The sequence below is a fragment of the Microbacterium sp. SORGH_AS_0969 genome (assembly GCF_030818255.1).
Taxonomy (GTDB): domain Bacteria; phylum Actinomycetota; class Actinomycetes; order Actinomycetales; family Microbacteriaceae; genus Microbacterium.
Map to the genome: position 1 here is coordinate 1,082,945 of NZ_JAUTAG010000001.1, position 20,502 is coordinate 1,103,446.

Genomic DNA, 20,502 nt, shown 5'->3' on the forward strand with positions numbered 1-20,502 from the left:
AACATTCTTGCCCGCGCGCGTGCGCCGAACCCCACCACGCGCGCTCACATCCGCGGGCTGCGGCCTCTGGTGGCGCCGCAGGCCCGGGCGATCAGCCCATCGGCGTCGTCGTCGTGGAGTTGCGGATGACGAGGCTCGGCAGCTCCAGCGACGTGCCCCCGTCGTCGGGAAGAGCGTGAGCCTTCACGAGGAGTTGGTCGAGGAGGTAAGCGCCCTCCGCCTCGAAGTCCATCGCAACCGTGGTCAACGGGGGCGTGAGAAACCGCGCCTCAGAGATGTCGTCGGTGCCGACCACGCTCAGGTCATCGGGTACGCGAACCCCCTCGCGGGTTGCGGCGGAGAGTACCCCCAACGCCATGCTGTCGTTGGCCGCCACCACGGCGGTCGCCCTGCGCTCCTCGGCGGTCAGCGACGCCCACGCCCGCGCCCCGGATCCGGCCGACCAATCACCGACTCGCTCCCATGCCGGCTCCAGCCCCGAGGCTTCGAGCGTCGCGACGAATCCGTGGCGACGCTCCCCCGAGGCCTGCCACAGATCGGGCCCCGCCACGTACCCGATGCGGCGGTGTCCCAGCGACACGAGGTGTTCAGCGGCGAGTCGACCCACCAGATCATTGACGGTGGCGGCTCCACCCTCGACGGTCGTGCCCGCATCGGCGATCCACGGCATCCCGAGATTCCGGGACGCCACCGCATCGATCACCGTCTGCGAGACGCCCGCGAGAACGAGTCCGGCCAACCGATGCTCGAGCACGACAGACAGCGCATCGTCGATGTTGGTGGGATCGCTATCGACGGTCGCGATGTCGAGAGTGAAGCCGCGACGACGAGCTTGGGCCGCAACCCCGGCGAGCAGGCGCGCCGGTCCCTGCTCCTGCAGTCGATGGGCGAGTGCACCGATTCGGTTGACACGCGAGGCCCGCAGCATGCGCGCCGCGGAGTTGGGGCGATAGTCCAGCTCCTCCAAGGCCGACTTGACACGCTCGCGCGTGGCCGGGCGCATCCCCGCGAAGCCCTGGAGGTATCTCGTGACGGTCTGATGCGAGACGCCCGCGAGCTTCGCGACGTCGTAGATCGTGGCGGACTTCATCTCGCCAGTGTTACGCATCGGTCCGATATTGCCGAGGCGGGTCCGGCCACCGGGCGAGAAGCGGCGGGCGAACGGGGAGACGACCATGATGCTCGCACTGATCGCTCGGGATTGCAGGAAGGGTGATGCGGAGAGCCGCTCCACACGGTCCAGGGAGCAGATGAGGAACACTGGTCTTATGACGGACGGCTCGAAACCTCGGCGCGGCCGCCCGCTAGGGGGCACGGAACTGAACCGTCAGCACGTCTTGACGGTTGCGCTGGAGCTCGTGGACCGGGACGGGTTGTCGGGCTTGACTATGCGATCGCTGGCCGCGGCGATGGGCGTGCGTCCGAGCGCACTGTACTGGCACTTTCAGACGAAGGATCAACTTCTCGGCGAGGTTTCGGCGCTGGTCTTCGACAACATCGAAGTGGGCGACGACCACGGCACCGAGTGGGATGCCTGGCTCGCGGGCCTCGCGAGGAAGATGCGAGCGGCATTGCACGAGCATCCCCACTTCGCCGGCATCGTGACGGGACAGATGTTGACGACCGATCGTGGCGTGCCGCTGGCGGAGCGGATCTTCCGGGTGCTCGATCGTGCCGGGTTCTCGTCGACAGAGCTGGTCGAGGTCTACAACGTCTTCTTCGGCGTCGTCCTCGGATGGGTGACGATGGAGCTGTCCGCCGCGCCCGAGGGGGACGACGGCTGGCAGGAGACGCTCTCAGAGGACCTCCGGACGATAGACAGCACGCTCTTTCCGACACTGTCGCGCGTGATGCCGCTCGCGGAGGACCGGGCCTTCATGCTTCGCTGGACGCCGGGACGCGACAATCCTCTGGACTCCTCGTTCGAGGTCGTCCTCGAGACGTTGTTCGTGGGACTTCGCGCGCGATTGGTGTGATCCGATGCCCGTTGCGGGTTGCGGTCAGATGGTCTTACCGGGGCGGGTTCGCGTTGCGGACGTCCGCGGCGATCCGGGCGATCTCGAGGGACCGAGCGAGGCCGTCGAGGAGCGAGGTGAGCATCGTCTCGAAACTGGGCTCGAGGGGGGACTCGGCTCCCGAGTCCCACCGCAGCATGTACGCGCGGTTGGCGGCAAAAGGCCAGACATCGTGCAGGTTCGGGTACCTGTCCGCGTCGAGCACGAGGCTTTCGATCGCAGAGCGTGCGCTGCCGTTTTTCTCTTCGGGACTCGCGGCGAACTCGCCGGAGATCCAGCCGAAGACGGCACCGATGACGGCGTTATAGGCGCGGACGAGGTCGTGGCCGGCGAAACCCGCGCGCCGGAGTGCGGCCATCGTGTGTTCGGCCAGGTCGAGTGAGGACTGACTGGTCTGGATGTTGCTCACGAAGTACGCGGCGAATCGCGGGTGGCTTCCGATCACTTGCCGCGTACGCAGCCCGAAGGTGACGAGCCAGTCTCGCCAGGGCAGGTCTTGAGAGGGGAGCTCGATCTGGGAGAGGACTCGTTCGCAGACGAGTCCGAGAAGCTGCGACCGGTTGCCGACGTGCCAGTACAAGGATGCCGGGAAGACCCCCAGCTCCGAACTGAGACGGCGCATGGTCAGGGCACCGATGCCGGCACGGTCGATGATCTCGAGCGCCGCGGTGACGATCTCATCGGGGGTGGTCAGGGCCCGAGACGTGGGCCTGTCGGCACCGTCCCCACTCATGTTTCGATGATATCGACGCTGCCGATCACACCGGCGGCCACGCCGTGATGTCGTCGCCGATCGCGGTGGGAACCGTGCTCGACGAGCCGCTCGCCTCCGGCACGACTCCGTCGGCGTCGCCCTCGAGCTCGAGTTCCACACGACTCAGGGCGCGGTCGAAACGGTCGAGGAGATCGACGAGTTCCTCCGGGGTGATGGTCAACGGCGGGGCGACGAGGACGGCATCGTTGTACCCGCCGGTGGTGGGATAGAGCAGGAGCCCCTCCGCCACCGCGGCCGCGAAGACGCGTCCCGCCAGCTCGCCTTGCGGACGCGAAGCGGCGTCTCGGTCCGAGAACTCCACGCCGCGGAGCATGCCTCGCCCGCGAGTGTCGGCGATCAAAGGATGCTTCTCGGCGAGGTCGCGCAGACCCTCGGCCAGGGCGGCGCCCATCATCTCGGCGCGGGCGACCAGGCACTCGGTGCGGAACACCTCGAGGACGGCGACGGCGACGGCCGCAGACAACGGGTTACCCCCGTAGGTGTGCCCGCCCAGAACGCGACCGCTCCCGTTCTCGATCGCGCGGAGGATCCGCGCGTCGACGAGGGTCGCCGCAATGGGGGTGTACCCGGCTCCGAGCGCTTTGCCGATCGCCACAAGATCGGCACGGACACCGTCCTGGAACGTGGCCAGCACGTCACCGGTACGACCGAGCCCGGACATGACCTCGTCGGCGATGAAGAGCGCGCCGAACTCGTCGCAGAGAGCCTTGAGCCCGAGCAGGTATCCGCGCGGGGGTGTGGTCGCGGCGAGGGTGGCACCGCCGATGGGCTCGACGAGGATACCCGCGAGGGTGTTCGCGTGGCGCTCGAAGACCAGTCGGGCTTCGGCGAGCAGTTGCGCGCAGTACTCGTCCTCGGTCAGCTCGCCTTGGTCGGCGAAGGCGTACGGGGTGGGAAGGGCGGGGATGTCGAGAGCGATCCCCTCGACGGCGCGCCGACGAGCGTGTCCGGAGGCCGACAGGGCGCCCAGAGTGTTGCCGTGGTACCCGCGGCGCGCAGAGAGGAACACCGTCCGCTGCGGTGCGCCGAGCTCTCGGAAGTACTGCAGGGCGAACTGCATCGCCGCTTCGACGGCCTCCGATCCGGAGTTGACGAACCACACTCCGGCGTAACCGGTGAGAGCAGCCACCCGGTCCGCCAGCTCGACGAGGGGAGCGTTCGTGAAAGCCCCCCGGTGCGTGAAGGCGACCCGGCTGGCCTGATCGGCGATGGCGGACAGGACCGCCGGGTGCGCATGACCGATGGCCGTGACGACCGCCCCAGAACAGCCGTCGAGGTAGCGGGCGCCCTCGGCATCCCAGAGCCACACGCCTTCACCGCGGTCAACGGTCGGCAACTGCGCGTTGAGGGAGTTGTGGATCAGGGGCGAGCTCATGGAGACAGTATCGCTTCCGACGGGTTGAACACTGTTAAACACTTTACGACTACAGGCTCAGAGAGACCAATCCCTCGGGGCACTTGCGGGCATGTCGGCATGCCGAGCGCTTGTTCACGGTGAAACGTGAGCCAACCGGCCAACCCCGACGACGTCGTCACGCAGTCGTAACAACGTCGAAATTATATTGACCATTGTTCAATACAAAATGAACGATGTTCCATAATGGGCGCTGCGTCCCGAGCCCTCCTCCGCTGACACCTCGGCGGCACTCTCCAGGAGCGAATCGATGCCTCTTTCTCGATCGACCATCAGCTGCCTCGTCGACAGCTACCTCACCGCCCTCGCATCCGCCGATCTCGAGGCGGTCCTCGCCCTCTTCGCGGCTGACGGCATCGTCAGCTCGCCGCTGTACGGCGACCTGCCGGCGCGCGAGTTCTACCCGGTGCTGTTCGCCGACACCGCCGAGTCGGTGCTCGCCCTGCGCCAGACGCTCCAGCACATCGATGGGGCACGTCCGACCGTGGCGTTCTGGTTCGACTTCGCCTGGACCCTCGCCGACGGCACCCCCGCCCCCTTCACGGCCGTCGATATCGCCGAGCTCGACGAGACCGGCCGCATCACGCACCTCCACATCGTTTACGACACCCATCCGATCCGCGCGGCGTGGGAGAAACAGCGTCATCTCGACGCCACCCTCATCTGAACCCCGAACCCGACAAGACAGGACCGCACATGCAGACGCACATCGAGCCGCATCGGCTCCACAACACCCTCGGCAACCGCCACATCGCGATGATCGCCATCGGCGGCACCATCGGTACCGGCCTGTTCCTCGGCAGCGGCCTCGTGGTCCAGCAGGCCGGCCCCGCCGTCATGCTCAGTTACCTGGGCATCGGCCTCGTTCTGGTGCTCATCATGCGGATGCTCGGCCGCCTTGCTGCCGAGCAGCCCGACCCCGGCTCCTACACCACCTACGCGGCACGCCGCTTCGGCCCCTGGGCAGGAGTGATGACCGGCTACGTCGCGGTGTACTCCGGCGTCATCCTCATCGCCCTCGAGTGTTCGGCGATCGGGATGATCATGAACGGCTTCGCGCCGGGGGTACCGGCATGGGCGTGGAGCTTCCTCGCCCTCGTCGCGCTCGGCGGACTGAACCTCCTTCCCGTCCGCGTCTTCGCTGAAATCGAGTATTGGATGGCGATCATCAAGGTCATCGCCGTCGCCGTGTTCCTCGTCATCGGTGCGGCAGCCGTCTTCGGGTGGCTCCCCGGCTACACGTCGCCGGGCCTGACGAACTGGGCGGACTTCGCGCCCGCGGGATGGCTGCCCGTCCTCCTGACGGCCGTGACCGTCCTCTTCTCCTACATGGGGACGGAGAACGTCGCCACCGTCGCGGCCGAGGCCCGCGACCCGCAGAAGGCGATCGCCCGCGCGATCCGCTCCGTCGTCGCCCGCATCGTTCTCTTCTACGTCGGTTCGACCATCATCGTCATCACGATCATCCCTTCCACGAGTGACGCACTCGCGAAGGGCTCCTACCCGGCAGTGTTCACCGCCCTGAACATGCCGGTGCTGGCCGCCGCGATCCAGGTGGTCGTCGCCACGTCGATCCTTTCGCTGGCCAACAGCAGCCTCTACACCACGTCGCGCCTGCTGTACGCCGCGGCAGTGCGCCGAGAGATGCCCGCGCGTCTCGCAGTGGTCTCACGCTCGGGGGCGCCCCGCTGGGCCGCCGGCGCGATTGCCGTCGCCGCAGGCCTGTGCCTGCTGCTCAACTTCCTTCTCCCCGCCGCCGACGTCATCTCGCTGCTCATCTCCATCACCGGAGCAGGCGGAGTGCTGACCTACTCGGTCATCTCGTTGACGTTCCTCCGATCGCACACGCAGCAGGGCGCGGGGAAGTGGATGGCCTGGGTCGTTCTCGGCATCCTGGCCGCGGTCGCGGTGGCCCTCGCCGCCGATCCCGCGAGTCGCCTCCCGCTGATCCTGACCGTGTTCGCCGCGGCCGTCTGCGCTGCCATCGGTCTGATCGTCCAGCGACGCTTGGGCAGCCCGGCGCGCGCGGCATCCCACCCGATCGAGCTGTCACCTGTCGATCGGCCCGTCGTCGCGCCCTGATAACCCGAGAGGACGCTCGAGGCCGGCCGCCCGCACGGGGTGGCCGGCCTCTCGTTGCGGCCCCCTTCTGCTCTCGTCCACTCACCTTCGCCGGGACGCACAGCCACCCGCGCCCGCGAGATGCCCCGCAGCCGCATCCCCTCGTAGCCTGGAGGGATGACGCACGCCGAGGCTCTTCGCGACGAGCTCGTCCGGCGCATCGACGAGACCGCGTTCGCCGCTCACGGCCTGCACGTCCGCGTGGGCGACGATGTCGCCGAGCACCGCTGGACCCCCGACGTGCGCGAAGAGATCCACTCCGTCGCGAAAGCCGTGAGCGTCCTCGCGGCCGGCATCGCCGCCGACGAGGGCCTGGTGTCGCTCGACGAGCCGATCGAGACCGCGCGGGAACGGGATGTGACGCTCCGGCGCTTGCTCACGATGACGAGCGGCATCGACTTCCCCTGGTCGCCGACCCTGATGAGCGACTGGCCCGACCTCGCGGCGGAGTTCCTATCGCGTCCCTCGCGGGGGCGCGTCTTCCAGTACTCCAACGCCAGCACCTACACCGCGATGTCCGTGCTCGCGGAGCGCATCGGCGACATCGACGAGTACCTGCGGCCTCGCCTCTTCTCGCCCCTCGGCCTCGACGACATCGTCTGGGACCGCTGCCCGAACGGCCGGGTGCTCGGCGGCGAGGGTCTCTCTCTGCGGACCGAGGAGATGGCTCGCCTGGGGCTCCTGATCCGCGACCGGGGTGTCTGGGGCGGGCGGCGACTGGTCTCGATGGGGATCGTGGATGCCATGCACGCGGGCTGGGTCGACACGGGGAGCACCGGCGACGGGTACCGCCGGTACGCGCTCGCGGGCTGGGAGGGGCCGGGCGCCGCGTGGCGACTGCACGGCGCCTACGGCCAGCTGATCGTGTTCGCGGGCGACGCGGTCGTCACCACCAGCGCCGACGACCACGCCGGCGCCGACGCGATCGCGGCGTTCGTCGCCGAGGCGGCGACCGGCCGCTGAGCTCCCCGCGGCGCGGCCTCGGGGCTCGGCATCCGGAATCTTCCATCATCACGGTCTGGCGACCATGCCGTGAACGGGTGCGCGTCAGATTGCGCACAGCGTCCAGTACGCGTAATGTCGCGCGCCGTGACTGAAGAAAGTCGCGAGCCCGGCGTGGAGACGCCGATGGCCAAGCGCATCCTCATCGGCGAGCCTCTGACGTCGGAAAAACTCGACGAGCAGCTCCTGCCCAAGAAGATGGCGCTGCCGATCTTCGCCTCCGACGCCCTCTCCTCCGTGGCCTACGCCCCGCAGGAGCTGCTGATGATCCTCCTCATCGGCGGAACGGCGCTCCTGACGCTCAGTCCGTGGGTCGCCGTGGCCGTCGTCGTGCTGCTCGTCGTGGTGGTGCTGAGCTACCGGCAGCTCATCAAGGCGTACCCCTCCGGTGGCGGTGACTACGAGGTCGCGAGCAAGAACCTCGGCGAGATCCCCGGGGTCGTGGTCGCCGCCGCGCTCCTCGTGGACTACGTGCTCACGGTCGCCGTGTCGGTGGCATCCGGGGTCGACAACATCATCTCGGCGTTGCCGGAACTGAACCCGTTCCGCGTCGAGATCGCCGTCGGCTTCGTGATCCTCATCGTCATCGTCAACCTGCGCGGCGTGCGTGAAGCGTCGAGCGTCTTCGCGATCCCGACGTACCTGTTCATCGGCTCGGTCGGCATCATGATCGTCGTCGGCCTCGGCCGGACCCTGCTGGGCAACGCCCCGGTCGCGGAGAGCGCTCAGTACGCCGTCCAGGCGGAATCGCTCACGCAGGCGGCGCTGATCCTGCTGATTCTGCGCGCCTTCTCGAGCGGATGTTCCGCCCTGACGGGGGTCGAGGCCGTGTCGAACGGCGTGCCCGCCTTCCGCATGCCGAAGATCCGCAACGCCCAGACGACGCTCACGATGATGGGCGGGATCGCCATCGTCCTGTTCACGGGCCTGACGCTCCTCGCGCTCATCTCGAACGTGCACTACGCCGAGAACCCGTGTCACCTCATCGGCTTCGACTGCGCGAACAACCCGCAGCCCAGCCTCATGGCGCAGGTCGCCGCCGCCACGTTCGGCATGGGCAGCATCCCGTTCTTCATCATCCAAGCCGCGACCGCGTGCGTGCTCCTGCTCGCGGCCAACACCGCTTTCAACGGCTTCCCGCTGCTCGGCGCCGTGCTCGCGCGCGACGGATACGCCCCGAAGGCTCTCAACACCCGCGGCGACCGGCTCGTCTACTCGAACGGCATGATCATCCTCGGCATCGTCGCCATCGGCGTGCTGATCGTCTACCAGGCCAACCTCACGACGCTGATCCAGCTCTACATCATCGGCGTCTTCGTGTCGTTCTCGCTCGGTCAGCTCGGCATGGTCAAGCACTGGCGCCGGGCGCTGCGCGGGCTGAAGAACCTGCCGCCCGAGGCCGCGAAGCAGCAGTCCGCGGCGATCGAGCGTCGCTCGGCGATCTCGGGCCTGTGGATCAACTCCGTCGGCGCCGGCATGACCGTGCTCGTGCTGCTGATCGTCACGATCACGAAGTTCACGCACGGCGCGTGGCTCGTGTTCATCGCCATCCCGATCCTCGCGGTGCTGATGGTCGGCGTGAACCGGTACTACCGCGACGTCGAGCACGAGATCCAGATGGACGACACGGTGCACTTCGGTGCGTCCGGCGACGTGGCGATCGTGCTCGTCAACCGGCTGCAGAAGCCCGTCATGAAGGCGATCGACTACGCCCTGGCGGCCAAGCACGACAAGACGCTCGCGGTGCACGTCGCGATCACCGACGAGGAAGCGGCGAGCCTGCAGCGCGAATGGGCCGAGCACGACATGCCGATCCCGCTCGTGATCATCGAGTCGCCGTACCGCACGTACACGTCGCCCGTGTCGAGCTTCATCAAGTCGTACCGCGAGAAGCACGGCTCCTCGGTCGTCACGGTGTACCTGCCGCAGTTCATCGTGGGGCACTGGTGGGAGTCGATCCTCCACAACCGCCGCTCCCGGCGACTGGCGCAGCAGCTCATGCTCGTGCACGGCGTCTCGATCACGCTCGTGCCCTGGCTGCTCGACTCGTCCGAGGTCATCTACGGCCGCCGCTCGCGACCCCTCCCGGGACAGCAGCGCGGTGGACAGCCGGTCGCTGAGGTGCCGGCGCACCGCGTGCGGAAGGGGCCCGGCGGCTCGGCATCCTGAGGCCGGGCCCGGCGAGGGCCGGGCGGGGGACGCGACGCGACGAGACGGGCGAAACTCCTGAGAAACGGCGACCGCAGCGGCATGCAGGCCACAACGGCGAGTTCCGCGCGCAGAAAGTCAGGAGTTCGGGCCGCCTCGTCGCGCCGCCGTCGCAGGCGGTAGACGCGACAGCATGTCTGGGGCAGGGTGGATGCCATGCCGATCCTCGCCCTGCTGACCCTTGCCGTCATGGTGATCGCGCTGATCGATGCCATCACCCGCCGCGATGACCAGGTCAAACACATGCCGAAGTTCGTCTGGGTGTTCTTCATCGTGCTGCTGCCGCTGATCGGGTCGATCCTGTGGTTCACGATCGGGCGCGAGTACGAGCAGCGCTCGACGCCGATGTCTTTCGGCGACCCGCGGCGGTGGCAGAAGGATGCCGAGCCCGCACCCGCTCCGCGCACGTACGACTCGCGGAGCACCGAGCAGCAGATCGCCGACCTCGAGCGCGAGATGCGCCTCGCCGACCTCGAGGAGCAGGTGCGGCGGCGGCGCGCCGAGGGCGACTCGGCGTGAAAGTCAGAGAGCGTCGATCAAGTCCCGCATGAGCTGCGACGGCGTCGTGTGACGATCGTGCGCGACCTCGTCGAGCTTCGCCCGACGCGCCGCGTCCAGCCGGAGAGTGAACGGGCGGGCCTTCGCGCCGACGCTGACGGGCCGACCGGGCTGCGACGGGCCGAGGTGCCCTCCGGTGTAGCCCTTCTCGGACTCGGCTTCAGCGGCCCACGCCTCGATGTCGTCATCGGTGAACGGGACGCCGTTCACATCGGTGTACTTCTTCACGCGTTATCTCCCCAATCCGACTTCCTTCAGAACGCTCTTGGTGGCCGGCATCGCGTGGAAGATCAGCCACCCGTCCGGCTCATCCTCGACCGCGATGTATTCGATCAGCCGACCAGCGGCGTCGGTTCCGACGCCCACCCAGTGGACGGGGTGCGTGTCTCGCGCCCTCACCCGGAGCGATGACTCGAACGCCGTCCGCACGTCGTCCTCTGTGACCTCAGGATGCCGGAGCGTGACTCGCTCATGCACGCGTACTCGCACCGGCCGCCCCTGTTCTCTTTTCGTACTACATCAGTGTAGTACGAAATAGGATCAATCGGTCGGGCGCCGGCGCATCCTCTTGACGTCGGTGCGGCGCTGCTTCGCGCGCAGGCGGCGCTCGGCCGACCCGCGTGTCGGCTTCGTCGCGCGACGTGGCGGCGCCGGAGCGCGCACGGCGTCGGCGACGAGCGCGGCGAGGCGCTCGCGCGCGGCCTCGCGGTTTCGCAGCTGATGGCGGTGCTCCGACGCCGCGATCGTCAGCACCCCGTCGACGAGCCGGTTCCCGAGGCGCTCGATGAGCCGCTCGCGCTGGACCGGTGACAGAACCGTCGAGGCCCTGGCATCCCACATCAGCTCCACGCGCGAATCGGTGGTGTTCACGCCCTGCCCGCCCGGGCCGGACGATCGTGAGAACCGCCACGACAGCTCGGACGCGGGGATCACGAGCGAAGCCGTGACCCGGATGCCGGAATCGTCGGAGGCGCTCATGCCTCCATCTTGCGTCAACGAGATGTGCCGCGCTCCGGAGAAATCCGCCCCACCGGCCGCCCCGCGGCGGCCTCCCGCAGAAGATCGGGCTCAGCTCCGGAGCCCGGCACCGGCGTCGCCCGCGTAAGCACGCCGTATGCGTCGGTCACCGACCCGTAGGGATACCGTTAGGACGCCCGGATGCCGGGCCCCCGGCGCGTTGGATCGACAGACGTGCCGCCCCGCGGCGCCCGCGGTCCGCCGCGGACACCCCCGAACCTGGAGTCGTCGTGCTCGATGCCGTCTTCCTCGTCGCGACCGTCGCGCTGTTCGCGCTCGTCGCCCTCGTCGCCAAGGGGGTCGAGAAGCTCGGCCCGCCGGCGAGCACTCTCGCGCCCCGCGGCACCTCCACCGCGCGTTCCGACGCGAACGCGGCCGGTGCCTTCCGCGAGGACGGGGACCGCTCGTGATCTTCTTCTCGATCCTCGCCGCGGTGCTCGCGGTCGCCGCTGTCGTGTACCTCGTGGTCGCGCTCGTCCGGCCGGAGAAGTTCTGACATGTCAATTCTCCTCACCAGCCTCACGCTCGTCGTCGCCCTCGGCCTCGCGTACCGCCCCCTCGGCGACTACATCGCCCGCATCTACACCGGCCAGCACGACCTCGCGATCGAGCGCGGCACCTACCGCCTGATCGGCGTCGACCCGAAGAGCGCCCAGACCTGGCAGGCCTACCTGCGCTCGGTGCTGCTGTTCTCGTTCGTCGGCGTCGTCTTCGTCTACGCGATCATGCGCCTGCAGGCGGTGCTGCCGTTCTCGCTGGGCCTCGACGCCCCGGGCGAAGCGCTGTCGTTCAACACGGCCGTCTCGTTCGTCACCAACACCAACTGGCAGTCGTACGGCGGAGAGTCGACCCTCGGCTACACCGTCCAGTTCGCCGCCCTGACCGTGCAGAACTTCGTGAGCGCCGCGGTCGGCATCGCCGTCGCCGTCGCTCTCGTGCGCGGCTTCGCGTATCGCCGCAGCGGAGTCATCGGCAACTTCTGGGTCGACCTCATCCGCGGCACCTACCGCCTCCTGCTGCCCTTCTCGATCATCGCGGCGATCGTCCTGCTCGCGGGCGGCGCCATCCAGAACCTCAACGGATTCACGGATGCCACGACCCTCACGGGCGCGGCCCAGTCGATCCCGGGCGGGCCGGTGGCGTCCCAGGAGGCCATCAAGCTGCTCGGCACCAACGGCGGCGGCATCTTCAACGCCAACTCGGCGCACCCGTTCGAGAACCCCACGCCGTGGACGAACCTTCTCGAGATCTTCCTCATGCTCGTGATCCCGTTCTCGCTCCCCCGCGCGTTCGGCCGCATCGTCGGCGACGACCGCCAGGGGTACACGATCCTGGGGGTGATGGGCGCGATCTTCGTGGCATCCACCGCTCTCCTCACCTGGGCGGAGCTCGCCGCCGCGGGCACGGCACCGACCCTCGCGGGCGGCGCGATGGAGGGCAAGGAGGTGCGGTTCGGCATCTTCGGATCGACGCTGTTCGGCACGACCAGCACGCTCACCTCGACGGGTGCGGTCAACTCGATGCACGACAGCTACACGGCACTCGGCGGCATGATGCCGATGATCAACATGATGCTCGGCGAGATCGCCCCCGGCGGCGTCGGCTCGGGGCTGTACGGGATGCTGATCCTCGCCGTGATCGCGGTGTTCGTCGGCGGTCTGCTGATCGGCCGCACGCCGGAGTACCTCGGCAAGAAGATCGGGCCGCGCGAGATCAAGCTCGCGAGCCTGTACATCCTCGTCACGCCGACGCTCGTGCTCGCCGGGACGGCGCTGAGCTTCGCCCTGCCGGGCATTCGCGAGGACGTCGAGAACACCGCGATCCTCAACCCGGGCGTGCACGGGTTCAGTGAGGTGCTCTACGCCTTCACCTCGGCGGCGAACAACAACGGCTCGGCGTTCGCCGGGCTCACCGCGAACACCCCGTGGTTCAACACGGCCCTCGCGGTCGCGATGCTGCTCGGACGCTTTCTGCCGATCGTGTTCGTGCTGGCCCTGGCCGGTTCTCTCGCGGCTCAGGATGCCGTGCCCGCCACCGCCGGAACCCTGCCGACGCATCGACCGCAGTTCGCGGGCCTGCTCGCCGGCGTCGCGGTGATCGTCACCGCCCTCACCTACTTCCCGGTCCTCACCCTGGGGCCCCTCGCCGAAGGACTTGTCCGCTGATGTCCACGTTGACCTCCTCCCCTGCGTCGCAGCCGGCCCCTGAGCCTGTCGAAGGGTCCGGCGCCCCGGCCAATGCCCCGCGCCGCGCCTTCAGCGCCGCGCAGATCGTCGCCGCCCTCCCGGGCGCCGCGAAGAAGCTCAACCCCGCCGCGCAGTGGCGGAACCCCGTGATGTTCCTCGTGTGGGTGGGGGCGGCGCTGACCACCCTGATCGCTCTTGCCGAGCCGTTCCTGGGGGACGCTTCGACAGGCTCAGCGACCGACGCCCTGCCCTTCGGCTTCACGTGGGGCATCGCCGTCTGGCTGTGGCTCACGGTGTTCTTCGCGAACATCGCCGAGTCGGTCGCCGAGGGGCGCGGCAAGGCCCAGGCGGCCACCCTGCGCAAGACGCGCACGACGACCTCGGCCCGCCGGGTCGTCTCGTATGACGAGAAGGCCGACCCCTCGGCATCCGGGGCCGCCACCGAGGACGTCCCCTCGGGCGACCTCCGCGTCGGCGACATCGTGCTCGTCGAGACCGGAGAGCTCATCCCCGGCGACGGCGACATCGTCAACGGCATCGCGACCGTCGACGAATCGGCGATCACCGGAGAGTCCGCCCCGGTCGTGCGCGAGTCGGGCGGTGATCGCAGCGCGGTGACCGGCGGCACCCGCGTGCTGAGCGACCGGATCGTCGTGAGAATCACCTCGAAGCCCGGCGAGACCTTCGTCGACCGCATGATCGCGCTCGTCGAGGGCGCCTCGCGCCAGCGCACGCCGAACGAGATCGCGCTGAACATCCTGCTCGCGAGCCTGTCGATCGTGTTCGTCGTCGTGGTGCTCGTGCTGAACCCGATCGCGTCGTACGCCGCGTCGCCGGTGTCGATCCCCGTGCTCGTGGCGCTGCTCGTGTGCCTCATCCCCACGACGATCGGCGCGCTGCTGAGCGCGATCGGCATCGCGGGCATGGACCGTCTCGTGCAGCGCAACGTGCTGGCCATGTCGGGCCGCGCGGTCGAGGCCGCCGGAGACGTCACGACGCTGCTGCTCGACAAGACCGGAACGATCACGTACGGAAACCGGCGCGCGTCGGCCTTCGTGCCGCTCGACGGCGTCGGCGGGCCGCTGCTCGCCGAGTACGCCTCGCTCTCGTCGCAGGCCGACCCGACCCCCGAGGGCGTCTCGGTCGTCGAACTGGCCGCGGCCCAGGGCATCGTCGCCGAGATGCCCCGCGGCGCGGAACCCGTCCCGTTCACGGCCCAGACCCGCATGAGCGGCCTCGACCTCACCGACGGCACGCAGGTGCGCAAGGGCGCCGCGTCGGCCGTGGTGGCCTGGCTCGCGGCATCCGGAGCCCCCGTTCGCGAGGCGCTGCGCGTGCAGCTCCAGAGCGAGACGGATGCCATCTCGCAGTCGGGCGGCACGCCTCTGGTGGTGGCGACGTGGACTCCCGAGAGGGGCCCGGTGGCTTCGACGAGCTCAGCCACCTCGGTCGCCGCCCGGGTCGCTGCCGCCGCGACCGAGGCCGCTGAGCACGCGACCGAGGTCCCTGAGCCTGTCGAAGGGACCGGACCCACGCAACCCCCGGTGACTTCGACAGGCTCAGCCACCTCCGCTTCGGGCGGCACCGGCCGGGTGCTCGGCGTCATCCACCTCAAAGACGTCGTCAAGGACGGCCTCCGCGAGCGCTTCGGCGAGCTTCGCGCGATGGGCATCCGCACCGTGATGATCACGGGCGACAACCCCCTCACCGCGAAGGCGATCGCGGCCGAGGCGGGGGTCGACGACTACCTCGCCGAGGCCACGCCGGAGGACAAGCTCGCCCTCATCCAGCGCGAGCAGGAGGGCGGCAACCTCGTCGCGATGACCGGCGACGGCACGAACGACGCCCCGGCGCTCGCGCAGGCCGACGTGGGCGTCGCGATGAACACGGGCACCTCGGCGGCGAAGGAGGCCGGCAATATGGTCGACCTCGACAGCGACCCGACGAAGCTCATCGACATCGTGCGGATCGGCAAGCAGCTGCTCATCACCCGCGGAGCCCTCACGACGTTCTCGCTCGCGAACGACATCGCGAAGTACTTCGCGATCATCCCGGCGATGTTCATGGGGGTGTTCCCGGGCCTCGCGGTGCTGAACATCATGCAGTTGTCGTCTCCGGCATCCGCGGTGCTCAGCGCGATCGTCTTCAACGCGATCGTCATCATCGTGCTCATCCCCCTCGCCCTGCGCGGAGTGAAATACCGCGCGGCGAGCGCGTCGAGCATCCTCAGCCGCAACCTGCTCGTGTACGGGCTCGGCGGCGTCATCGTCCCCTTCATCGGCATCAAGCTCATCGACCTCGTCGTGAGCCTGCTCCCCGGCTTCTGAAAGGCCCCGTCATGCGCACCACCCTGCGTACCGCCGGCGTCGCCGTCCGCGCGATGCTCGTCTTCACCGCCGTACTCGGCATCGGCTACATGCTGCTCATCACCGCGATCGGCCAGGTCGCGCTCCCGTTCCAGGCGAACGGCTCGCTCGTCCGCTCGGCCGACGGCGCCGTGGTCGGCTCGGCCCTCATCGGGCAGTCGTTCCAGGATGCCGACGGCCAGGCGCTGCCGCAGTACTTCCAGTCGCGTCCCTCCGCCGCCTCGTACGACGGCGCCGCCTCGACCGGCTCGAACCTCGGCCCCGAGAACCCCGACCTCATCGCCTCGATCCAGCAGGGGCAGTCGGACTTCCGGGACCTCAACGGTGCGGGGTCGGTCCCCGCCGACGCCGTCACAGCCTCGGGCTCGGGGCTCGATCCCGACATCTCGGTCGAGAACGCCGAGCGTCAGGTCGCGCGCGTGGCGGAGGCTCGCGGCATCCCGTCGTCGGAGGTGGAGGCGCTGGTGGCGCAGCACACGCTGCCGCGCGATCTCGGGTACCTCGGTGACCCGCGCGTGAATGTGTTCGAGCTCAATCGCGCGCTCGATGCCCGGTGAGCGACGAGAATCGCTGGCATGACCTCCGTCGCGTCCTTCGCCGCCGCGCCCCTCGCGCGGCGGCGGGGCCGCGCGGGCGTCCCGGTCCCTTCGACAAGCTCAGGGACCTCTCGAGCACCGGAGGTGGCTGAGCCTGTCGAAGCCCCCGGAACGCCCTCACGACCGGACCCGGCGACAAGCTCAGGGACCCGGGGCGCGGGAGCGCGGCCGTGAAGCGCGGCACGCTGCGCGTCCTGCTCGGCATGGCCCCGGGCGTCGGCAAGACCTACGAAATGCTCGAAGAGGGACGCCGGCTCGCCGCCGAGGGACGCGATGTCGTCATCGCGGTCGTCGAGACGCACGGTCGAGCCGCCACCGCCGCTCAGGCCGAGGGCCTCGAGGTCGTCCCACGTCGAGCCGTCGCCCACCGCGGGGTCGTGCTCGACGAGATGGATCTCGCGGCGGTGATCGCGCGGCATCCGGATCTGGCCCTCGTCGACGAGCTCGCCCACACCAACGCGCCGGGATCCGCGAACGACAAGCGCTGGACCGACGTCGAAGAGCTCCTCGACGCGGGGATCGACGTCATCACGACCGTCAACGTCCAGCACATCGCGTCGCTGAACGACGTCGTCGAGAAGATCACCGGCGTGACGCAGCGCGAGACGGTTCCGGATGCCGTCGTCCGCGCGGCCGACCAGATCGAGGTCGTCGACCTCGCGCCGCAATCTCTGCGCGATCGCCTGTCGGCCGGGTTCGTCTACCCCGCCGAACGCATCGACGCGGCGCTGTCGAACTACTTCCGCCTCGGCAACCTCACGGCCCTGCGCGAGCTCGCGCTGCTGTGGCTCGCCGACGAGGTCGACTCCGCGCTCCAGCGCTACCGCACCGAGCACGGCATCGAGGGGGCGTGGCAGGCGCGCGAGCGCGTCGTCGTCGCGCTGACCGGCGGCTCCGAGGGAGAGACGCTGCTCCGCCGCGGGGCGCGCATCGCCGCGCGCTCGGCCGGTGGCGAGCTGCTCGCCGTCCACGTGTCGACGCAGGACGGTCTGCGAACGAGCAACCCGGGGGCTCTCGAGACGCAACGCGCCCTCGTCGAACAGCTCGGGGGCACGTATCACCAGGTCGTGGGCGACGACGTGGCCACCGCTCTCGTCGACTTCGCCCGCTCGGTGAACGCGTCGCAGCTCGTCATCGGCGTGAGCCGACGCGGACGCCTCGGTGCCGCCCTGACCGGTCCCGGCATCGGTAACACCGTCATCCGCGAGTCGGGCGACATCGACGTGCACATCGTGAATCACGCCCGCGCGGGCGGCCGGTTCGCGCTGCCGCGTCTGACGGGCCCCGCGCTGAGCAGGAAGCGGCGCCTCCTCGGCTTCGTCACCGCCCTCCTGGGCGGCCCGATCATCTCGCTGCTCCTGCTGGCGACCGGCTCCGACGACTCGATCACGACCGACGTGCTCAGCTACCAGCTGCTCGTGGTGATCGTCGCGCTGATCGGAGGGATCTGGCCGGCGGTGTTCGCGGCGGTCCTGTCGGGTCTCACCCTCGACTTCCTCTTCATCGCGCCCGTGCACACGGTGACGATCAGCGACCCCGTGCACGCGATCGCCCTCGTCCTCTACGTCGTGATCGCGATGCTCGTGAGCGTCGTCGTCGACCAGGCGGCCCGCCGCGCCCGCGCCGCGCGCCGCGCCTCCGCCGAGGCCGAACTGCTCGCCACGGTCGCGGGCAGCGTGCTCCGCGGCGAGGTCGCCGTCCCCGCGCTGGTCAGCCGCGCGCGCGAGGCGTTCGGCCTGGCCGGCGTGCGCCTCGTCGCCGCCGACGGACGCGTGCTCGCGACCGACGGCGAGCCGGTCCGGGACGAGCGGCGGACCACGATTCCGGTCGGCGACGGACGCGCCACCCTCGAACTGCACGGCGGAGATCTGGATGCCGGCAGCCGCCGCCTCCTCGACGTCGTCGTCGCTCAGCTCGCCGCAGCCCTCGAACGGGCCGACCTGGCCGAGACCGCCGCCGAAGCGGGCGCCCTCGCCGAGACCGACCAGGTCCGCAGCGCGCTCCTCTCGGCCGTGAGCCACGATCTGCGCCGTCCCCTGGCATCCGCCGTCGCCGCCCTGGGGGGACTGCGCGCCGCGGGCGATCACCTCTCCGACGACGACCGCCGCGAGCTCATGGAGACCGCGGACGAGAGCCTCGCCACGCTCTCGGTGCTGGTCACCGACCTGCTCGACGTAAGCCGCGTGCAGGCGGGCGTGCTCGCGGTGTCTCTCGCGCCCGTCGACGCGGCCGATGTCGTGATCGCGGCGCTCGACGAACTCGACCTGGGTCCCGACGAGGTCGAGCTCGCCCTCGACCCCGAACTGCCCGCGCTCCGCGCCGACGCGGTGCTGCTGCAGCGCGTGCTGGTCAACGTGCTCGCGAACGCACAGCGGTACACGCCGGCGGGCGTGCGCGTGCGCATCGCGACGAGCCGGCTCGGCGGGATCGCCGAGATCCGCGTGATCGACCACGGCCCCGGCATCGCCGCGGAGCGTCGGACCGACATGTTCTCGCCGTTCCAACGGCTCGGCGACACCGACAACACCGCCGGCCTCGGGCTGGGGCTCGCCCTCTCGCGCGGCTTCGCCGAGGGTATGGGGGGCACGCTGGTCCCCGAGGACACCCCGGGCGGCGGACTGACGATGGTGGTGACGCTGCCGATCGCCGAGCGCGAAGCCGAGGCCGTGGCATCCGGGATCCGAGAGGACGCACCGTGAAGATTCTGATCGCCGACGACGACCCGCAGCTCGTCCGCGCGCTGCGCATCACCCTCGGCGCGCACGGGTACGACGTCGTGGCCGCGGCAGACGGCGCCGCGGCGATCACCCTCGCCGCCCAGGCGCACCCCGACATCGTCCTGCTGGATCTCGGGATGCCACACCTCGACGGCGTGCAGGTGATCCAGGCGCTGCGCGGGTGGACGAGCGTGCCCATCATCGTCGTGTCGGGACGCACGGGCTCGGCCGACAAGGTCGACGCGCTCGACGCCGGGGCGGACGACTACGTCACGAAGCCGTTCCAGATCGACGAGCTGCTCGCGCGGCTCCGCGTGCACGCGCGGCGGTCGATCCCCGCCTCGGGCGACGCGGTGGTGCGCTTCGGAGACGTGGAGGTCGATCTCGCCGCGAAGGCGGTGCTGCGCGACGGCACCCGCGTGCACCTCACCCCGACGGAGTGGCGGATGCTGGAGTTCCTCGCCCGCAACCCCGGGTCGCTGGTGACGCGACAGACGCTGCTCAAGGAGATCTGGGCGAGCGAGCAGGTCGCAGACAGCGGCTACCTGCGGCTGTACATGTCGCAGCTGCGCAAGAAGCTCGAGGCCGACCCGTCGAACCCGGCGCACCTGCTGACGGAGCAGGGGATGGGGTATCGGCTGGTGGTGTGAGGCGGCGGGTTCGGCCGCGGCCGGGGCCATCCGCCCGCCGGGCCGAACTCCGGAGAAACCGAGCCGTCGGCCGTCTTACACCCCGGTTCCGGCCTCAACCGAGCGAAAACTCCGGAGTTTCGCACGCCCCCGCGTCGCGCCCGCCCACTCGGCCGAGCGAAAACTCAGGAGTTCCGCTCGGCCTCGACCTCGTCGCCGGCGGAGCACCCCTCGAACTCCGCCTGCACCCGCGCGCAGCGGCACGCGTAGACGATCGAGTGGAGCAGCATCAGCGGACCTCGCCGACCGTGTGGCATCCGGGCCAGGGGAAGGCGACGCGGTCGCCCACGTGCACGTCGCCGGGCAGCACGACCGTTCCGCACGCGGCCGAGCCGTGAGCGTCCAACACCGCGAAGGGCTCGTCATAAGCGTGCGAGACGCGACCGATCAGTCGCGCTTCGCGCCAAACGGCCTCGAGCCCCGCGACGCACGCGTCGAGGCGCAGCCCCGCGGGTCCGGCATCCGTCACCGTCGCCACCACCACGGTGGTCGACAGACTCGCGGATGCCACCCCGCCCGACGCCGGGATCACCGCCGGTCCCGTGCACACGCAGGGCGTGCCGCAGATCTCGGCGTACCGCCCGACAGACACCGCGCGGACGGTCACGTCGTCGAGGGTGGGCGCGGAGCCCGCGGGCCAGGCCGCGGCGTCGAAGGGCGCCGGGATGCTCGAGCGGAGGGTGGGGAGGAGAGCCGTGAGGGTCATGGCATCCGGTCTACGCCGGTCGTACGGCGGGGTGCGGGAGTCTCACGACTCCCATACGGCGCGCCCGGCGATCCCTACGGGTCCCTGCGGCCGGGCGCGTGCCGCGCTCCGGAGAACGGCCCCGGGTGCTCC

At 69.7% G+C, this 20,502-nt stretch carries 20 protein-coding genes; 13 read left to right on the forward strand and 7 right to left on the reverse strand.

Translation table 11 applies throughout. The annotated features are described in order from the left end of the window. Positions 1 to 91 precede the first annotated feature (91 nt). Positions 92 to 1,090, reverse strand: coding sequence for a LacI family DNA-binding transcriptional regulator (locus QE388_RS04940; protein ID WP_275797479.1), 999 nt, complete (start codon positions 1,088 to 1,090; stop codon positions 92 to 94). A gap of 85 nt (positions 1,091 to 1,175) precedes the next feature. Here QE388_RS04940 and QE388_RS04945 point away from each other — a divergent pair, with 85 nt between their 5' ends. Further along, positions 1,176 to 1,976: a TetR/AcrR family transcriptional regulator gene (locus QE388_RS04945; RefSeq protein WP_307383500.1), complete on the forward strand. Its 801-nt coding sequence runs from the start codon at positions 1,176 to 1,178 to the stop codon at positions 1,974 to 1,976. Positions 1,977 to 2,010: 34 nt separating this feature from the next. On the opposite strand, the gene QE388_RS04950 is transcribed toward QE388_RS04945, so the two are convergent. Further along, positions 2,011 to 2,748, reverse strand: coding sequence for a TetR/AcrR family transcriptional regulator C-terminal domain-containing protein (locus tag QE388_RS04950; RefSeq protein ID WP_307383503.1), 738 nt, complete (start codon positions 2,746 to 2,748; stop codon positions 2,011 to 2,013). A 25-nt stretch (positions 2,749 to 2,773) separates the two neighbouring features. After that, entirely contained in the window at positions 2,774 to 4,165 is a 1,392-nt protein-coding gene (locus tag QE388_RS04955) for an aspartate aminotransferase family protein (protein WP_275797473.1), read from the reverse strand. Between the two features lie 289 nt (positions 4,166 to 4,454). On the opposite strand from QE388_RS04955, the gene QE388_RS04960 reads away from it, so the two are divergent. The 5 genes from QE388_RS04960 to QE388_RS04980 all read left to right on the forward strand — a co-directional run bounded on the left by QE388_RS04960 (position 4,455) and on the right by QE388_RS04980 (position 10,054). Continuing rightward, entirely contained in the window at positions 4,455 to 4,871 is a 417-nt protein-coding gene (locus QE388_RS04960; protein WP_275797471.1) for a nuclear transport factor 2 family protein, read from the forward strand. 29 nt (positions 4,872 to 4,900) lie between these two features. Then, positions 4,901 to 6,286 carry an amino acid permease gene (locus tag QE388_RS04965; protein ID WP_307383506.1) on the forward strand — a complete coding sequence of 462 codons (1,386 nt, stop codon included), beginning with the start codon at positions 4,901 to 4,903 and terminating at the stop codon, positions 6,284 to 6,286. Positions 6,287 to 6,442: 156 nt separating this feature from the next. Next, entirely contained in the window at positions 6,443 to 7,288 is an 846-nt protein-coding gene (locus QE388_RS04970) for a serine hydrolase (protein WP_307383509.1), read from the forward strand. Between the two features lie 114 nt (positions 7,289 to 7,402). Next, entirely contained in the window at positions 7,403 to 9,496 is a 2,094-nt protein-coding gene (locus QE388_RS04975) for an APC family permease (protein ID WP_373426604.1), read from the forward strand. A 195-nt stretch (positions 9,497 to 9,691) separates the two neighbouring features. Next, positions 9,692 to 10,054: a PLD nuclease N-terminal domain-containing protein gene (locus QE388_RS04980; protein WP_275797466.1), complete on the forward strand. Its 363-nt coding sequence runs from the start codon at positions 9,692 to 9,694 to the stop codon at positions 10,052 to 10,054. 3 nt (positions 10,055 to 10,057) lie between these two features. Here the strand turns inward: QE388_RS04980 and QE388_RS04985 are convergent, their stop codons facing one another. The 3 genes from QE388_RS04985 to arfB all read right to left on the reverse strand — a co-directional run bounded on the left by QE388_RS04985 (position 10,058) and on the right by arfB (position 11,071). Further along, on the reverse strand, positions 10,058 to 10,321 hold the full coding sequence (locus tag QE388_RS04985; protein ID WP_275797464.1) for a CopG family transcriptional regulator: 264 nt from the start codon (positions 10,319 to 10,321) through the stop codon (positions 10,058 to 10,060). Between the two features lie 3 nt (positions 10,322 to 10,324). Next, complete coding sequence (locus tag QE388_RS04990; RefSeq protein WP_307383511.1) at positions 10,325 to 10,570, reverse strand: hypothetical protein; 246 nt, start codon at positions 10,568 to 10,570, stop codon at positions 10,325 to 10,327. Positions 10,571 to 10,633: 63 nt separating this feature from the next. Then, entirely contained in the window at positions 10,634 to 11,071 is a 438-nt protein-coding gene (gene arfB / locus QE388_RS04995) for an alternative ribosome rescue aminoacyl-tRNA hydrolase ArfB (protein WP_275797462.1), read from the reverse strand. A gap of 269 nt (positions 11,072 to 11,340) precedes the next feature. Between arfB and QE388_RS05000 the strand changes: the two genes are divergently transcribed. The 7 genes from QE388_RS05000 to QE388_RS05030 all read left to right on the forward strand — a co-directional run bounded on the left by QE388_RS05000 (position 11,341) and on the right by QE388_RS05030 (position 19,625). Continuing rightward, the gene (locus tag QE388_RS05000) at positions 11,341 to 11,520 is read left to right on the forward strand and encodes a hypothetical protein (RefSeq protein ID WP_307383516.1); all 180 of its coding nucleotides are present in this window, start codon (positions 11,341 to 11,343) and stop codon (positions 11,518 to 11,520) included. Next, the gene (gene kdpF, locus QE388_RS05005; RefSeq protein WP_074696280.1) at positions 11,517 to 11,606 is read left to right on the forward strand and encodes a K(+)-transporting ATPase subunit F; all 90 of its coding nucleotides are present in this window, start codon (positions 11,517 to 11,519) and stop codon (positions 11,604 to 11,606) included. The genes QE388_RS05000 and kdpF overlap by 4 nt, the downstream gene beginning before the upstream one ends. A gap of 1 nt (position 11,607) precedes the next feature. Continuing rightward, a complete protein-coding gene (gene kdpA, locus QE388_RS05010) occupies positions 11,608 to 13,275 on the forward strand; it encodes a potassium-transporting ATPase subunit KdpA (RefSeq protein WP_307383518.1) in 1,668 nt (555 codons plus the stop codon). Then, complete coding sequence (kdpB, locus tag QE388_RS05015) at positions 13,275 to 15,623, forward strand: potassium-transporting ATPase subunit KdpB (RefSeq protein WP_307383520.1); 2,349 nt, start codon at positions 13,275 to 13,277, stop codon at positions 15,621 to 15,623. Before kdpA ends, kdpB begins: the two co-directional genes overlap by 1 nt. 11 nt (positions 15,624 to 15,634) lie before the next feature. Beyond that, positions 15,635 to 16,219, forward strand: a complete 585-nt coding sequence (gene kdpC, locus QE388_RS05020; protein ID WP_307383524.1) for a potassium-transporting ATPase subunit KdpC — start codon at positions 15,635 to 15,637, stop codon at positions 16,217 to 16,219. 209 nt (positions 16,220 to 16,428) lie between these two features. Then, positions 16,429 to 18,957: a DUF4118 domain-containing protein gene (locus QE388_RS05025; protein WP_307383526.1), complete on the forward strand. Its 2,529-nt coding sequence runs from the start codon at positions 16,429 to 16,431 to the stop codon at positions 18,955 to 18,957. Continuing rightward, a complete protein-coding gene (locus tag QE388_RS05030; RefSeq protein WP_307383528.1) occupies positions 18,954 to 19,625 on the forward strand; it encodes a response regulator in 672 nt (223 codons plus the stop codon). The genes QE388_RS05025 and QE388_RS05030 overlap by 4 nt, the downstream gene beginning before the upstream one ends. A gap of 268 nt (positions 19,626 to 19,893) precedes the next feature. Here the strand turns inward: QE388_RS05030 and QE388_RS05035 are convergent, their stop codons facing one another. Then, positions 19,894 to 20,370 (reverse strand): hypothetical protein, encoded by a 477-nt coding sequence (locus tag QE388_RS05035; RefSeq protein ID WP_307383530.1) that lies wholly within the window; start codon positions 20,368 to 20,370, stop codon positions 19,894 to 19,896. Positions 20,371 to 20,502: the final 132 nt, after the last annotated feature.

Excerpts from the sequence above, each read along its gene's own strand:
- QE388_RS04940 (WP_275797479.1), bottom strand. The coding sequence starts at position 1,090 with ATGAAGTCCGCCACGATCTACGACGTCGCGAAGCTCGCGGGCGTCTCG.
- QE388_RS04945 (WP_307383500.1), top strand. The coding sequence starts at position 1,176 with ATGATGCTCGCACTGATCGCTCGGGATTGCAGGAAGGGTGATGCGGAG.
- QE388_RS04950 (WP_307383503.1), bottom strand. The coding sequence starts at position 2,748 with ATGAGTGGGGACGGTGCCGACAGGCCCACGTCTCGGGCCCTGACCACC.
- QE388_RS04955 (WP_275797473.1), bottom strand. The coding sequence starts at position 4,165 with ATGAGCTCGCCCCTGATCCACAACTCCCTCAACGCGCAGTTGCCGACC.
- QE388_RS04960 (WP_275797471.1), top strand. The coding sequence starts at position 4,455 with ATGCCTCTTTCTCGATCGACCATCAGCTGCCTCGTCGACAGCTACCTC.
- QE388_RS04965 (WP_307383506.1), top strand. The coding sequence starts at position 4,901 with ATGCAGACGCACATCGAGCCGCATCGGCTCCACAACACCCTCGGCAAC.
- QE388_RS04970 (WP_307383509.1), top strand. The coding sequence starts at position 6,443 with ATGACGCACGCCGAGGCTCTTCGCGACGAGCTCGTCCGGCGCATCGAC.
- QE388_RS04975 (WP_373426604.1), top strand. The coding sequence starts at position 7,403 with ATGTCGCGCGCCGTGACTGAAGAAAGTCGCGAGCCCGGCGTGGAGACG.
- QE388_RS04980 (WP_275797466.1), top strand. The coding sequence starts at position 9,692 with ATGCCGATCCTCGCCCTGCTGACCCTTGCCGTCATGGTGATCGCGCTG.
- arfB (WP_275797462.1), bottom strand. The coding sequence starts at position 11,071 with ATGAGCGCCTCCGACGATTCCGGCATCCGGGTCACGGCTTCGCTCGTG.
- kdpA (WP_307383518.1), top strand. The coding sequence starts at position 11,608 with ATGTCAATTCTCCTCACCAGCCTCACGCTCGTCGTCGCCCTCGGCCTC.
- kdpB (WP_307383520.1), top strand. The coding sequence starts at position 13,275 with ATGTCCACGTTGACCTCCTCCCCTGCGTCGCAGCCGGCCCCTGAGCCT.
- kdpC (WP_307383524.1), top strand. The coding sequence starts at position 15,635 with ATGCGCACCACCCTGCGTACCGCCGGCGTCGCCGTCCGCGCGATGCTC.
- QE388_RS05035 (WP_307383530.1), bottom strand. The coding sequence starts at position 20,370 with ATGACCCTCACGGCTCTCCTCCCCACCCTCCGCTCGAGCATCCCGGCG.